At 51.2% G+C, this 15364-nt stretch carries 11 protein-coding genes; 9 read left to right on the top strand and 2 right to left on the bottom strand.

Annotated elements, in window-relative coordinates; all coding sequences use genetic code 11:
• Positions 1-58: 58 nt before the first annotated feature.
• The 4 genes from EDC14_RS11060 to EDC14_RS11045 all read left to right on the top strand — a co-directional run bounded on the left by EDC14_RS11060 (position 59) and on the right by EDC14_RS11045 (position 5084).
• Positions 59-2212 carry a clostripain-related cysteine peptidase gene (locus EDC14_RS11060; protein ID WP_132014355.1) on the top strand — a complete coding sequence of 718 codons (2154 nt, stop codon included), beginning with the start codon at positions 59-61 and terminating at the stop codon, positions 2210-2212.
• A 903-nt stretch (positions 2213-3115) separates the two neighbouring features.
• The gene (locus tag EDC14_RS11055) at positions 3116-3685 is read left to right on the top strand and encodes a DNA-3-methyladenine glycosylase I (protein ID WP_132014354.1); all 570 of its coding nucleotides are present in this window, start codon (positions 3116-3118) and stop codon (positions 3683-3685) included.
• A 593-nt stretch (positions 3686-4278) separates the two neighbouring features.
• Positions 4279-4569: a glutaredoxin family protein gene (locus EDC14_RS11050; protein ID WP_132014353.1), complete on the top strand. Its 291-nt coding sequence runs from the start codon at positions 4279-4281 to the stop codon at positions 4567-4569.
• Positions 4566-5084 (top strand): ferredoxin-thioredoxin reductase catalytic domain-containing protein, encoded by a 519-nt coding sequence (locus EDC14_RS11045; RefSeq protein ID WP_132014352.1) that lies wholly within the window; start codon positions 4566-4568, stop codon positions 5082-5084. Before EDC14_RS11050 ends, EDC14_RS11045 begins: the two co-directional genes overlap by 4 nt.
• Before the next feature lie 4 nt (positions 5085-5088).
• Here the strand turns inward: EDC14_RS11045 and EDC14_RS11040 are convergent, their stop codons facing one another.
• The gene (locus EDC14_RS11040) at positions 5089-5676 is read right to left on the bottom strand and encodes an LOG family protein (protein WP_132014351.1); all 588 of its coding nucleotides are present in this window, start codon (positions 5674-5676) and stop codon (positions 5089-5091) included.
• A 208-nt stretch (positions 5677-5884) separates the two neighbouring features.
• Here EDC14_RS11040 and EDC14_RS11035 point away from each other — a divergent pair, with 208 nt between their 5' ends.
• From EDC14_RS11035 to EDC14_RS11020, 4 genes are all read left to right on the top strand, one after another.
• Positions 5885-6382: a flavodoxin gene (locus tag EDC14_RS11035; RefSeq protein WP_132014350.1), complete on the top strand. Its 498-nt coding sequence runs from the start codon at positions 5885-5887 to the stop codon at positions 6380-6382.
• Positions 6383-6749: 367 nt separating this feature from the next.
• Entirely contained in the window at positions 6750-8492 is a 1743-nt protein-coding gene (locus tag EDC14_RS11030; RefSeq protein WP_132014349.1) for a phosphoenolpyruvate carboxykinase (GTP), read from the top strand.
• A 166-nt stretch (positions 8493-8658) separates the two neighbouring features.
• Positions 8659-10026, top strand: a complete 1368-nt coding sequence (locus tag EDC14_RS11025; RefSeq protein WP_132014348.1) for an FtsZ/tubulin family protein — start codon at positions 8659-8661, stop codon at positions 10024-10026.
• Positions 10027-10113: 87 nt separating this feature from the next.
• Positions 10114-10464 (top strand): cupin domain-containing protein, encoded by a 351-nt coding sequence (locus EDC14_RS11020; RefSeq protein ID WP_132014347.1) that lies wholly within the window; start codon positions 10114-10116, stop codon positions 10462-10464.
• A 30-nt stretch (positions 10465-10494) separates the two neighbouring features.
• Here the strand turns inward: EDC14_RS11020 and EDC14_RS11015 are convergent, their stop codons facing one another.
• Complete coding sequence (locus EDC14_RS11015) at positions 10495-11388, bottom strand: LysR family transcriptional regulator (protein WP_132014346.1); 894 nt, start codon at positions 11386-11388, stop codon at positions 10495-10497.
• A 161-nt stretch (positions 11389-11549) separates the two neighbouring features.
• Here EDC14_RS11015 and EDC14_RS11010 point away from each other — a divergent pair, with 161 nt between their 5' ends.
• Positions 11550-15329: a phosphoribosylformylglycinamidine synthase gene (locus tag EDC14_RS11010; RefSeq protein ID WP_132014345.1), complete on the top strand. Its 3780-nt coding sequence runs from the start codon at positions 11550-11552 to the stop codon at positions 15327-15329.
• The last annotated feature ends 35 nt before the right edge of the window (positions 15330-15364 follow it).

The raw sequence follows: 15364 nt of genomic DNA, 5'->3' as shown, positions 1-15364 counted from the left end.
CCTGTTTTTAAATAATTGATTTCATTTTGACTTTCATTCAGAAAAAGGAGGGGCATCTGTGAAGAAAAGTTATGGTTTGGTCTTTCTATTCGTAATAATGTTTACATTTTCTATAATATTGACGGGTTGCGGTGGGGGAGGTGGAGGAAATAATGGTAATGGGGGAGGTCAAACCTATACAATTGCCCTATCAAGTAACCCTACCGAAGGGGGAACAATACAAAAAGATCCTGACGCTTCTTCTTATAGTAGTGGGACCAATGTGACTTTAACTGCAGTTGGCAATACTGGATGGATATTTTCTGGATGGAGTGGTGATCTTACCGGAATAACAAATCCTGCAATAATTCAAATGAATAGGAATAAAGCTGTTGTAGCAAATTTTACCAAGATAAAATATACCCTAACCCCAAATGTGGATGGACAAGGTACAGTTTCTGAAACATTAAAATCAAAAGGGACCTATGAAAATGGCGCAATCGTAACTGTAAAAGCAAATCCTTCCCCGGGATGGAAGTTTGATCACTGGACGGGGGATCTTTCAGGAGATACTAACCCCGCTGATATTACTATGAATAAAGATAAATCCATTACTGCACATTTTATACAGGAACAGGCAAGTGTCAAATGGAATTTTCTAGTTTACATGGATGGCGATAATAATCTCGAAGGAGAAGCTATCGCCGACTTGAACGAGATGGAACAAATCGGTTCGACCAATGATGTCAATGTATTGGTGTTATTGGATCGTAGTCCGTTATATGATGCAACCAATGGAAATTGGTCTGGAACCCGGCTCTATAAAGTTACCAAAGATAACGCTAATAGTTCGAACATCGTTTCAACAATGGATCAAGATTATGGCGAGAAGGATATGTCCAATCCCAACACTCTTACGGATTTTATCGTCTATTGCCAACAAAAATACCCAGCGCAACATACTGTGCTTACACTTTGGGATCACGGCGGCGGGGTTTATCCGCGTTCCGTTAGAAACAAGAATAAGATCACGAAATCAATCGGGGCCAAAGACTTGATCAAACCAGGGGCTTCGGCCAAAGGGATCTGTTGGGATGATACCACCGGCAGCGATGCCTGGTCTTGTTTGACCACTGATGAAGTGGCTCAGGCTTTATCCCAAGCCCGGGCTGCTACCGGAAAGAAGATCGATGTTCTAAATTTTGATGCTTGTGTAATGCAGATGATGGAACAAGCCTACGAGTGGCGAAACGAAGCTGACTATCTGGTCGGTTCCGAAGAATCGGTTCCAGGTACGGGAAATGATTATGATGTTGTACTTGAGCACTTGACCGCCAATCCCAACATGACCTCTTCGTTTTTGACCACGACCTTGGTTGACGATTTTTACAGCTATTATTCAAAAACAGGTGAAAACACGACTTATTCCGCGATCAACTTGGGATCCATTCCTTCGTTGTTGAGGTCGTTTTCGGCCTTTGCCACCGCTTTGAATAATTCCAACGATTTAACAAATATCGGTAAAGCAATGGCGGCGGCGGATTATTATGACTATCCGGAAAACATTGATTTGTACGGATTCGCCAATGCCATTCCAGCGTATTGTATGGATACTAATGTTAAGAACACTGCCGCTGCGTTAAAAACGGCTATTTCCAACACAGTGCTGAGCCATCATGAAACCGGGACCCATGCTGGGTCTTCATACGGGGTCGCTATCCTATTTCCATATAGCCACAATCAATACAAGGCTTATTTCGGAACTAACCAATACACGACATTAAAGCTGGCTATGGATACTCAATGGGATGAATTCCTAATTAAGTTTATAAATTCCTTGCTCGGCAGCCAGGATTCGATGAAATCGCAAATTTCATGGTCATCTGGAGATTGCGATATTGCCATGGTCGAGCCGGATGGTATTATCTATGATGTTACATCGGGGTCAACGGCGAACGGCGTATTTTCGGCGGACTCCACAAACGGCGGCACGGAAAGCTATACCTTGAGGGCAGTCCACCAGATCGGTAACTATTGGCCGGCGTTGGTCCGATATTCCGGTTCGGGAACGATCACTTTATCTCTCACCATTAATGGAGTAGCCAATACTTATTCGGTCAATCCTCCGGCCGATGGAGATTATTATACGGTTTCAGGTGTGGGTCCTTACGCGCTGAAAAGCGCTCAACCTCAGCTTGTGCCTATCGGAAAGAAAGCTCTTAAAAAGAAGTAATACTATAATTATTGTAATTGATACATTCAAACCGCTGCCGGGTCTAGCAGCGGTTTCTTTATAAGAGAAACCCCGCGTTAGACGTGGGTTTAAAAGAGCTTAGAGCAATGAGGAAGACAGAAAAACTCCTTTTAATAAAGTACGATCTGCCAACTACACAAACCCAACAGTTAACGTTGGACGATTTGGACGCGTTTATGGGTAGTAAGTTACAATCTCATCGCATATGGCAGTTCGTACCGACGCCCTTTTAGATGTGGCTAGTAATCAAGAACTAGCCCGTTAAAGAAAAACCCCCGGCTCCGCGCGTCGTTTGGCGGATACGTGACCGGGTTGAGGAGCTGAAAGAGCACGTTTTGTGAATCACGGATCGCTTTGAGTGACTGAGAGAGCTCATTCAGTCGCTTAGCAAGCTCGTTTTGTGGATAAGAGAGCTTGCTCAGTCGTTCAGCGAGCTCTTTTTGTGGATGAGTGAGCTTGTTTTGTGAATCAGCAAGCTGGTTTTGTGAATAAGAGAGCTCGCTCAGTCGCTCGGCAAGCTCTTTTTGTGGATAAGCAAGCTTGTTTTGTGAATGGGAGAGCTTGCTCAGTTGTTCAGTAAGCTCTTTTTGTGGATGAGCGATCTATTTTTGTGGATAAACGGTTCCGTTTAACGGGTTAATGGTTTTGGCTGTGGATAAGTCGGGGAAGTGCGGCTAAAACCGGGTACAGTCAGAGTGTGAGCGGAGCTAAGTTGATACTCAGTAAAGCCAAAATTGTGAGACTGGAATCTACTCTCTAATACTGAATAATGCCTGTGAAGCGCATTAAAGTCAATTGAGCGCTAATCCGTAATGATGGCTTGACGAGAGGTGAGTCCTTTGATACATTACTTATACAAATGAAAACAAGAAGGTGAATTTCATGACCCGTTGCGGCTGGGCGGGGGACGATCCGCTCTATATCGAGTATCATGACCGGGAGTGGGGCGTTCCGGTGCATGACGACATCAAACTCTTTGAATTTCTGATCCTGGAAGGAGCGCAAGCCGGCCTCAGTTGGATTACGATTCTCCGGAAACGGGAGAACTACCGCGCCGCTTTCGCCGGATTCGATCCTGCCAAGGTTGCAAGCTTTGATGCAGCCAAAGTCGAAGAGCTCCTGGGAAATCCGGGCATTATCCGCAACCGGCGCAAGATCGAGGCCGCAATCGGCAACGCCCGGGCTTTTTTGAAAGTCCAATCCGAATTCGGCAGTTTCAACGAGTATCTCTGGCGTTTCAACGGCGGGAAACCCCGTCAGAACGCCTGGACGACGCTGGCCGAGGTTCCGGCGCAGAGCTCCGAATCCGAAGCGCTGAGCAAGGATCTGCTGCGGCGCGGCTTTCGCTTTGTCGGTCCCACCATTTGTTATGCTTTGATGCAAGCGGTGGGGATGGTCAACGACCATCTGATCGATTGTCCTCAACATGCGGAGTGCGGCTTTCTGGAATGAATAACTCTTCGAGTCTTAATAAAATCAGCAAATTTATTTAAAATGATGATATTTTGATATTTTGTATGATTGTTAAAATTGCATGATTACAATTCATATTTGTCGTCATGCAATTTTATTTTGTCAGCCCCAAATTACAATGCTCCATCATGCAAATTGAATTTGCAAGCATTCAAAGATCATTTGCGAAACGGCGAATGCAATTTGGGATCTGCCTCGTGCAATTTGTCGGCTGACAGATTTCATTGGCATGATGGATATGTTGTTTTCTGATCATGGAAAGCTTTTTCGAACGCAAACGGATTCAATTTCTATCCCGCCCAGGATAACTTCGAATCCGGAAAGAACGCCGATGGTTCCGCCATTGCGTCATGCCACCGTTTATGATAGAGTATAGAAAACTGAGATTATCCAATCCGGCGGAGGAGCCAGTTGCAACAGATCAGCTACGACGGGCGAAACGTTGCTGCGGGCAAGATCATTTGCGTGGGACGGAACGATAATCAGGAACGGGGCGCGTTTTGTTGAAAGGAATGGCAGGTCGGCTACTGCAAGACAGGCACTTTCCAGACCTTCAACAGCAGGAGGACAAGATGAATAGCGAAAACATTCAGCATCAAGCTGGCCGGGTTCCGGGGAATATTTTCTTATTCACGCTGAGCACCTGTATCTGGTGCCGCAAAACCAAACAGCTGCTGCAAGAATTGGAGATCGCGTTTGATTTTGTGGAATTGGACCGGTTGGAAGGCACGGAACGGGAGGAAGCTCTGGCCGAATTGGAAAAATGGAATGCGGATCGTTCCTTTCCGACGATGGTGATCGAGGGGGCCCGGAGTATCATCGGGTTTCAGGAAGCCGAGATCCGGGAGGCGGTTGGCCAATGAAGGAAGCTTATCATGCTGACCCCGCGGCAGTCGCGGCGCTCTTTCAAAAACTGCAACGGGAGGCGGCGGCCGCCGGCTATCATCTGAATCCCGATCAGGAATTTACAATGGCCTTGGTCGAGGGGTTGCTCGTCAACTCCGAACGGTATGGCGCTCCGGTCTGTCCGTGCCGCTTGGCCTCGGACATTGCCGAGGAGGACCGGGATATTGTCTGCCCCTGCGATTACCGGGATCCGGACTTGAACGATTTTGGAAGTTGTTTTTGTGCCTTGTATGTCTCGGAGAAGATCGCCCGGGGCGAGGCCAAACCGCATTCCATTCGGGATCGCCGGCCCCGTCTTGAGGAACGCCGCGCCAGCGCCAAAGCAGCGGCGCTGGCGAAGGAACCGCCGCAATCCTTGCGCTATCCCGTTTGGCGCTGCAACGTCTGCGGCTATCTTTGCGCCCGGGAGAATCCGCCCGAGATCTGCCCGATCTGTAAGGCTCGCCACGACCGTTTTGAGCGGTTTCTCTGAGACTTTAGCACTTAACGTCGGTCAGCCATTTATCTTTGAAGGGATAGGGCTGGTAGTTATCGATATAGCGCAGTGCTTCCGAGACTCGGTCGGTCACGAAGTAGAGGTGCCGGCACTCCGGCTTGGCAAAGGACTGCGTGATGCTCGATTCGAACTGTTCGAGGAGTTTATCGTAGAAGCCGCAACTGTTCAAAATGACGATGGGTTTTTGGTGGTACCGGAGTTGTTTGAGGGTGATGATCTCCAGCAGCTCTTCCAGCGTCCCATAGCCGCCGGGCAAGGCGATAAAAGCGTCGGACCGGCTATCCATGATCGCTTTCCGTTCGCGAAGCGTCGCGGTGACGACCAACTCGTCACAGTTCTCGTAAACCACCCCTTTGACGTTCAAGGCCGTGGGAATCACGCCGATCACCTTGCCGCGCTCTTTGTGAACGGCTTTGGCCACGGCCCCCATCAATCCCAATAAACCGCCGCCATAGAGCATGACATCCTTCCGCAAGGCGATCTCCCGTCCGAGCTCAGCGGCGACTTTAAAATACTCCTCAGCGATCGCGCAACTGGATGAGCTATACACGCAGATGACTTGGTTCATTTCCCATTCGCACCTCGTCTTTCCCAAATTTAGTGACAATTATATCACCTTTGCCGGGGGTTGAAAACAGGACACTGTCAGCAAGCGTTCAAACTGATGAATGATCCAATTCGCGCCATCAGTAACATAACCAGGTAGGCAGAAATTTTTGGGGTTTTCCACGAGTCAACCGTCCGATTTAGGAAATATTAAAAAGGGGGTATTTGTCATGTCGAACCAACTCCGAAAACTGGTCGTCTTTTATTCTCTGGAAGGGAATACGCGGCTGATGGCATCGGCCATTGCCGCGGCCAGCGGCGCGGATCTGCTGGAGCTGAAACCGGAGCAGGATATCAATCCCCAAGGGTTTATGAAGTTTTTTTGGGGCGGACGTCAGGTGATGACCAAAAAAGCGCCGCCCTTATTGCCGCTGGCCAAGGATCCGGCAGATTACGAGCTGTTATTCATCGGGACGCCGGTCTGGGCTTTCAGCTTTGCCCCGGCCTTGAATACTTTCTTTCACACCAGCGAAATCAAGGGGAAAAAAGTGGCCTTATTCTGCTGTCATGAAGGCGGCCGCGGGAAAACCTTTGAGAATATGCGGCGGGAGTTGGCCGGCAACGAAATCATCGGCGAGATTGATTTTATTGCGCCGCGCAAAAAAGGTATGGTCGATGAGAATGAAGAAAAGGCGAGAAAATGGGCGGAAGCACTTGTCCGTCCGTGAAGAATTATCCACCCGTGTGATTATCGTAAATGATAGGTTATGGATGAACCTTCCGAAACGGGGATGGTTTTTTGGAGTTGACACGGCGATTTGACTGGTGTTGCGAGACACTTCAAATCGCTTTTTTGCGGGGTTGGGCTGGGGATAACTCAAAAAGAACTGTATACATTGTCGAAGTGGTTGACACCACGGGCATCCCATTATAAAATTAATTTTAATTGCAATTTTTTATTTCGAACAGATTGTTAACAATCGGTTACTTTAGTTCGCGGTTTTGTTTAAAAAATTGTAAATTTAAAGTTTTTTAAAGAAGCGTTGACGAATTAAATTTTATCATAAGTAATTCGTTGAAGAGAGGAGAATCATCATGAATCAAGCAGTACTCAATTGGATCGACGAAATGGCGAAAATGACCAAACCGGACCGGATCGTATGGATCGACGGCTCCGAGGAGGAAAGACAGCGGTTGACCGCCGAAGCCATTAGCACCGGCGAGCTCCTGGAATTGAACCAGGAAAAATTACCGGGTTGCGTTTACCATCGGACCGCTGAAAACGATGTCGCCCGAGTTGAACATCTGACCTTTATCTGCACCAAAAAGAAGGAAGATGCCGGTCCCACCAATAACTGGATGGATCCGGAGGAAGCTTACAAAAAACTGGCCGGCCTCTTCGATGGCGCAATGAAAGGCCGGACGATGTATGTCATTCCCTATATCATGGGAGTGCCCGGCTCGCCTTTCAGCAAAGTGGGAATTGAGCTCACCGACAGCATCTATGTCGTCTTGAATATGCGCATCATGACCCGGATGGGCAAAGTTGCGCTGGATCAACTCGGTGAGAGCGCCGAGTTCGTAAAAGGACTCCATTCCAAAGCCGATTTGAATCCGGAACGCCGTTTTATCTGCCATTTCCCCCAGGATAACACCATTTGGAGCGTTGGTTCCGGTTATGGCGGGAACGTTTTGCTCGGCAAAAAATGTTTTGCGTTGCGGATTGCCAGCTATATGGGTCAAAAAGAGGGCTGGATGGCTGAACACATGCTGATCCTGGGAATCCAGGATCCCCAAGGCAACGTTTCTTATGTTGCCGCGGCCTTCCCGAGCGCATGCGGAAAGACCAACCTGGCCATGATGATTCCGCCCGAGACCTTCAAGGGCTATAAAGTATGGACCGTGGGCGACGATATCGCCTGGATGCGGGTCGGCCCCGACGGCAGATTGTGGGCGATCAATCCGGAGGCCGGCTTCTTCGGCGTAGCTCCGGGAACCAGCGCCAAATCCAATCCGAATGCTTTGGCCACCGTTCAAAAAGATACCATCTTCACCAACGTAGTATTGACTCCCGAAGGCACGGTGTGGTGGGAAGGCATGGGCGTCGAACCGCCGGCGGAAGCTCTGGACTGGAAAGGCAATCCCTGGACCCCGGATTCCGGCAGAGTGGGCGCTCATCCCAATTCGCGGTTTACCGCTCCGGCCCGGAATTGCCCGTCCATCTCCCCGGAATGGGAGAATCCGCAGGGCGTTCCGATCTCGGCCATCATCTTCGGCGGCCGCCGTGCAAAAGTGGCTCCGTTGGTTTATCAATCCTTCAATTGGCAACACGGCGTTTATGTAGGAGCGGCAATGGCCTCTGAAACCACTTCCGCCGCTACCGGCGCGGTCGGCGTGATCCGTCGGGATCCCATGGCGATGCTGCCGTTCTGCGGTTACAATATGGGCGACTACTTCGCGCATTGGTTGGAGATGGGCCAAAAGATTCCCAATCCGCCGCAGATCTTCCATGTTAACTGGTTCCGCACCAATGAAGCTGGCAAATTCATCTGGCCGGGCTTCGGTGAAAACTTCCGGGCCATCAAATGGATCCTCGAGCGTTGCGCGGGTCAAGGAAAAGCGGAGACCACCGCTATCGGCTATGTTCCGACCGAAGATGCTATCGATCTCACCGGTCTGGATATTACGAAGGAAACGATGCATTCCTTGTTGGAAGTGGATCCTGAGGCTTGGCAGAACGATATTGCCAACCAGAAAGAATTTTTTACGAAATTCGATCGTTTACCTCAAGCCATCGAGGATGAACTGGTCAGTCTTGAAAAAAGACTGCAAGGTTAATCCAGATCCATCTCAGCGTTTAAAAAGCGGGGGTAATCCCCGCTTTTTTGCATGTTTCGAACATGATTATTCATTTCCAAAAAGGATTTTGATAAATTTAGTCAAATTAAATATAGGGATCGAATTTTAATACTGGTGTTCGACAACGAATGTTGGAGGAAAAACGATGCAGGATAAAGGGATTCAATTCGGTTTCATCGGATGTGGCCAAGGCGGCGGGAAAATTGCCGATCTATTCGCCCGTCATGGCTATAAGGCGATTGCCGTGAATACCTCCCCGGTTGACTTGGCGGCTTTGAATGGGATTCCTCCGGAGTACCGGATTCGAATCGGAACCAGGCTCGGCGCAGGTAAAGATCCGCGGATCGGTCAGGAAGCGATCCGTACCGATGCCGAAAAAGTACAGAACGTCATCGAAGAGTATTTCTATTATGAAGTCGATTTCGTGTTAGTCTGCGCCTGCCTCGGCGGGGGGACGGGAACGGGAATCGCTGCCGATGTGCTGGAAATCTCCCGCCGCGTGGGCCTTTCCACCGGTTGTCTGGCCACAATACCCCTGCTCTCCGAATCGCTGGAAGAACAGAAGAATGCGCTGAAAGGTTTCGACATTTTAAGCGATGTCAATCCGACTCCGCTTTATCTGGTCGATAATCAGTTATTGCGGCTCAGATTCGGCGATCAGGCGATCCTTAATTTTTGGCCGAATGCCAATGAGGCGATCGTGGGCTTGTGGGATGAGATAAACCAGATCCCGAACCGGCTTTCCAATATGTTTGTTTTTGACCGCGAAGATTACTTCCGTCTGTTAAACACGCCCGGTTGCTTCACGCCATTACGAATCGAGCTGAAACTTGATGGCGAGGAAGGACCGGAATGGTTGGCCAACGCGATGCGCGAAGATGTCACGGCTTTGCTTTCCGAGAATAATTTCGAAGGGGAATGTTCAAGGGTGGCGGCCTTGTTGGTTTGCCCCGAAAACTATCGGATCAATGCGGAGACCGTGGAACTGGTTTATCAGGAGTGCCAGAATCTCACCAACGCGCCGACGTTGTTCAGAGGATTATACAGCGATCCCAACTTAACGGACAGTGTTGTGCTTTACCTGATTCTAGCCGGGTTGAATCCTCCTAACCTCCGTTTACAGGCGATTCGCAATAAATTGCAAGAGCTGAGCCCGGAGATTATCAGCCGTTTAAACCGTCCGGTGACCACTAATTTCGGCGATGAATTGCAGGATTGGGATACGCCGAATCCATTGCCGGCCGCCCGGCGCAGTTTTGCCGCTCCCAATTCGAGCCCGACCGTGGCGCAAGTCAGTAATGTAGTAAAACTCGAGGAAGAACGCGGTGACACGGAGGCCGATGCGTTGGAGGAGAGTCTTTCGGAAACAGCTGCCGCACAGGAAAAAGAGGACTATAAGGTTCTCACTATGGACCAAGTTATGAACCTCATGGAGGCAGGCACAACCGCTGATTCCACTGAATATGACAGTGCGTTTTGGGACCAGTTCAAACTGAATAATAAAAAACGCTGATTCGACCATTGATTGCTATTTTTAAAAATTCCTACCGTGCAGGTAGGAGTTTCTTTATACTGTCAATCTGCAAGGGGGTCTACTGAAATGTTACGAACAAACGATGCCATGGAATGTGAATTCCGGGAAAGAATGCGCGAAGGGAACGGGACAGTCACGATTAAGCACCTGTTCAAAGAGGCGGAGATTAACGGCAAGGCACGACTGATGGCCGAGATTACCCTGCCACCGGGAGCATCGATAGGTTTTCACCAGCACGACCGGGAAGAAGAATTGTTCTATTTTATCTCCGGCACCGGCCGTCTCAATGAGGATGGACAATGGCAGGAGATTCAAGCGGGAGATGCGTCGCTAACAGGCGGCGGACACGGGCATGCGATCGAGAACACCGGGAACGAACCGCTCGTGCTACTGGCAGTCATTCTGCTATATGATTGAACGTCGTAGACGCTTCATGAGCGAACGTGATCACGTAAAGGTCTCATTCATCAGCATTGCGATGAAACATTCAGCCGCTTTGGAAAACGGGACGTTTTTCAGAGCGGCTATCCCCAAATGACGCAGGGGCAGTCCTTCTTCCACCTTGACCTCAAACAGCTCACCGGCAGCGATCAGTGTACTGGCACTCTCCCGCTGAACGTGGGCAATCCCCAACCCGATCCGGGCAAACTCCACTAACAAATCGACGCTTTCCAACTCAAGTTCAGGAGTCACGCTGAGGGCTTTGGAGCTTAAATAAGCATCAAAATTTCTCCGGGTGGCGCTGGTTTTCTCCAAAAAAAGCAGCGGATAGCCGGCAAGGTCGCCGAGCGACAACGTGCGGTGTCGCAGTTCGGAAAAATGCGGCGCCGCCACAAGGATGTCTTCGACGGCCGTCAATACATGCGTGGTGATGAGCGGATCGTTTAGCGGCAAGGTGACGATCCCGAAATCCAGGGCGCCGTTTTTAAGGATCTCCAGGATCTGAGCGGAAGTCCGATTGATCACTTTCATCTTCAGCTTTGGATAGCGGCGGTTAAACTCCTGTAAATAGGGGATTAGAAAATACTTGCAAATGGTGTCGCTGGCTCCCACCTGGATCGTTCCGGATTGCAGGTCTTGCAACTCGGCCATTTTTGATTCCGCGCTTTTGAGTAAATTATAAGCTTGTTCCACATGGGAAAGAAGCAATTCTCCTTCGCGAGTCAGCTTCAGATGGCGTGTTTTTCTGAAAAAAAGCTGGGTACCCAGTCGGGTCTCCAGATTTTTAATGGCTTGACTTACAGCCGATTGGGTAATAAATAGCCGGTTGGCAGCTATAGAAAAACTGCCGGTTGTGGCGGCGTGGTAAAAAATCTTATAAAGCTCGAAGTTAATATCCATGACGGGTACTCCTCGTTGATTTGACAGGGTTACAATTAGAACATTTAATATTATATATTAAAATTATTAATTTTACTAATCATGCTTTGCCGCTTATAATGAATTTATCAGGCGTCAGGCAACACCAATCCTGATGAAGCCAAACTTTTGGAGGAATTCCAATGACTACCGCGATCCAACGGATCTTTGTTGAGAAAAAACCGGGTTTTGACGTGGAAGCACAGAATTTATTCAAAGAACTTAAGGAAAATGTCAGGGTCAACAACTTGGAAGGAATCCGGATTGTGAACCGTTACGATATCGCCGGAATTACCGCGGATGAATTCCAACGCTCCCGTACTACCATTTTCGCGGAACCGCAACTCGATCAGATATGTGATGAAGTTTTGCCGGTCCGTCCCGGAGAACGGATTCTTGCGGTAGAATTCTTACCAGGCCAGTACGATCAGCGGGCGGACTCAGCCGCGCAATGCATTCAGATTCTTACGCAACGGGAGCGGCCCGTGGTTCGCGTGGCCAAGCTGTTTCTGTTGCGCGGAAACTTAACCAGCCAGGATGAACAGCGAATTAAGGAATATTGCTTGAATCCGCTGGAGTCGCGAGAAGCCTCCCTGGAAAAGCCGAACACCCTGGATTCAGACTTTCAAAGCCCGCCGGACGTGCCGGTGGTTCACGGTTTTACCGAATTAAATCCGGAGCAATTGGAAGAACTCCGCCGCGAATTGGGGCTGGCAATGTCCCAGGCCGATTTGGTTTTTTGTCAAAATTACTTTCGCAATACCGAGGGCCGGGACCCCTCACTGACCGAGATCCGGGTTTTGGATACGTACTGGTCCGACCACTGTCGGCATACCACCTTTTTAACACGGATTGAGGGCGTTGAATTTGACGAAAGCCCGTACCTCCCGGCGTTCCTCGAGGCGTATCAAAGCTACCTCGGTTCCCGCCGATTTGTCCATGGGGACTCCGCCGGAACCATCACCCTGATGAATCTGGCGACCATCGCCATGAAGGAACTCCGGAAACGGGGTCAACTGGACGATCTGGAAGAATCGGACGAGATCAACGCTTGTAGCATTACGGTAAAGGTCAAAGTGGACGGAGTAGACCAGGATTGGCTGGTCATGTTCAAAAATGAAACCCATAATCACCCCACTGAGATCGAGCCGTTCGGAGGCGCCGCCACCTGCCTGGGAGGAGCGATTCGCGATCCGCTCTCCGGGCGATCATACGTCTATCATGCCATGCGCGTCACCGGGAGCGGCGATCCCCGGACCGCGATTGCGGATACTATCCCCGGCAAGCTGCCTCAACGTAAGATTACCAGTGGCGCGGCAGCCGGTTTCAGCGCTTACGGGAATCAAATCGGTTTGGCCACCGGACAAGTCACTGAGATCTACGATGAAGGATTTATCGCCAAGCGAATGGAGATCGGCGCAGTCATCGGGGCGGCTCCCCGGGACAATGTGCTTCGTGAAAAGCCGCAAGCGGGCGATATCATCATTCTATTGGGGGGGAGGACCGGCCGCGACGGCTGCGGCGGAGCCACCGGTTCGTCCAAGGCCCATACCGAAGAATCGCTCTACACTTGCGGGGCGGAAGTTCAAAAGGGCAATCCGCCCACGGAACGGAAAATCCAGCGTTTATTCCGCGATCCAAAAGTCAGCCGGATGATCAAAAAGTGTAATGACTTCGGCGCGGGCGGCGTCGCGGTGGCCATCGGCGAGTTAGCTCCCGGTCTGGAGATTGATCTGGATGCGGTACCTAAAAAATATGAAGGATTGGATGGAACGGAACTTGCCATCTCCGAATCCCAGGAACGGATGGCCGTCCTGGTAGCGCCGGAGCATGTCGCATCCTTCCGCGCGGCGGCCGAGGCCGAAAATCTGGAAGCGACAGTAGTGGCGGTCGTGACGGAGGAAGCGCGCCTGCGCATGGACTGGCGGGGCCAGCGCATCGTCGACATCAGCCGCCGATTTCTTGACAGCAACGGAGTGCAACAGGCGGCCAAGGTGAGGGTCACGGCGCCCCGGGTCGAAGCCAATGTCTTTCGGAATGTTCCGGCCACCGCGCCAGCCGACCGCTCACAACTGGCCGAGGCCTGGCTGAGCCACCTGCAGCAATTGAATATCTGCAGCCAACGCGGTTTGGCGGAGCGGTTCGACAGCACCATTGGAGCGGGAACCGTACTAATGCCCTTCGGAGGAACCTATCAGCGCACACCGATTCAGAGCATGGTCGCCCAATTGCCCGTGATGAACGGGACGACCACCACCGGAACCATGATGTCCTTCGGTTACAATCCTGAAATTGCCAAATGGAGTCCTTTCCACGGCGGCATTTATGCGGTGGTTGAAGCGGTGGCCAAAATTACCGCAGCGGGAGGCGATTCCACCCGGATCCGTTTGACGCTGCAAGAATACTTTGAGAAGCTGGGCGAGGCTCCGGAGAAATGGGGCCAGCCTTTTGCGAGTTTATTAGGCGCTTACTACGCCCAGATTCGCCTGGGGATTCCGGCTATCGGCGGCAAGGACAGTATGTCAGGCACTTTTAACGAGCGCACCGTCCCGCCGACGCTGGTGGCGTTCGGCCTGGACGTGGTGGATGTCACCAAAGTCGTTTCGCCGGAGTTCAAGGCGGCCGACAGCCAAGTGATCCGGATACCCTTGCAACACGACCCTTACGATTTGCCGGACTTCGAAGCGCTGCAACGCAATTACCGCCGGATTTACCAATTGATTCAGTCGGGAACGGTCCGGGCGGCTTATGCGGTTACCGGCGGCGGGATAGCCGAGGCTGTTACCAAAATGTGCTTTGGAAATATGATTGGGATGCGGTTTGTTGAGGCATTGGAACCGGCCGCGCTTTTCCGGCCGGATCCCGGCGCGATCCTGCTGGAGATTCCCGGCGGGGCGGATCTGGAAGTTTTGTTCGACGGGATCGACTATCAGTTGCTGGGCGCGACCCAGTCTGAACCGCACCTTGAGGTTTTCGGCGTTCGGATTGGCTTGGAGGAAGCCTTCGGACGCTGGGAAGAGCCGCTGGAAAAGGTATTTCCAACCCGGGCGCATCAGCCAACCGACCCGCCGCGGACCTATGCGTTTTCCCGACGCACAGCTGCGGCTTCCCGGGTCCAATACGCCAAACCGCGGGTCTTTTTGCCGGCCTTCCCCGGCACCAATTGCGAATACGATACCCAGAAGGCCTTCGAGCGGGCTGGCGCGCTGGTTGATACGCTGGTATTCCGGAACTTGACGCCGCAAGACATCGAGATGACGCTGGACCGGATGGTGAAAGCGATCGATCACGCCCAAATCATCATGTTGCCCGGAGGATTCAGCGCCGGGGACGAACCGGACGGTTCCGGCAAATTCATCGCTACTGCTTTCCGGAATCCCCGGGTCCAAGAAGCGGTGATGCGGCTTCTGAAACAGCGGGACGGATTGATCCTGGGGATTTGCAACGGTTTTCAGGCCCTCATCAAGCTGGGACTGGTTCCTTACGGAGAGATCCGGCCGATGGGTCCCGATTGTCCCACGCTGACCTTTAACAGCATTGGCAGGCATGTGTCGTGCCTGGTGCGGACCAGAGTCGCCTCTACGCTTTCGCCATGGTTCAACCGGTTGCAGGTGGGGGATATTCATATTATCCCGGTTTCGCACGGCGAAGGACGTTTTGTAGCCGACCCGGAACTGATCGCCGCGTTGGCGGAAAAGGGCCAGATCGCCACGCAATATGTTGATCGGGACGGCAATCCGACCTATGCCATTGCGGCGAACCCCAACGGATCCCGGCAAGCGATCGAAGGCATCACCAGCCCCGATGGCAGAGTGCTCGGCAAGATGGGGCATTCGGAACGGATTGGGCCTTATCTCTACCGGAATGTGGGCGGTCCCCATGACCAAAAGATTTTCGAATCCGGCGTCGAATATTTCCATTGAACGCAGCCGCGCCCCGGCGGCCCGCTGCCATATTG

This window comes from Hydrogenispora ethanolica (assembly GCF_004340685.1).
Taxonomy (GTDB): domain Bacteria; phylum Bacillota; class UBA4882; order UBA8346; family UBA8346; genus Hydrogenispora; species Hydrogenispora ethanolica.
Note: the sequence above shows the minus strand (reverse complement) of the source record. Positions and strands in the feature narration are given on the sequence as shown.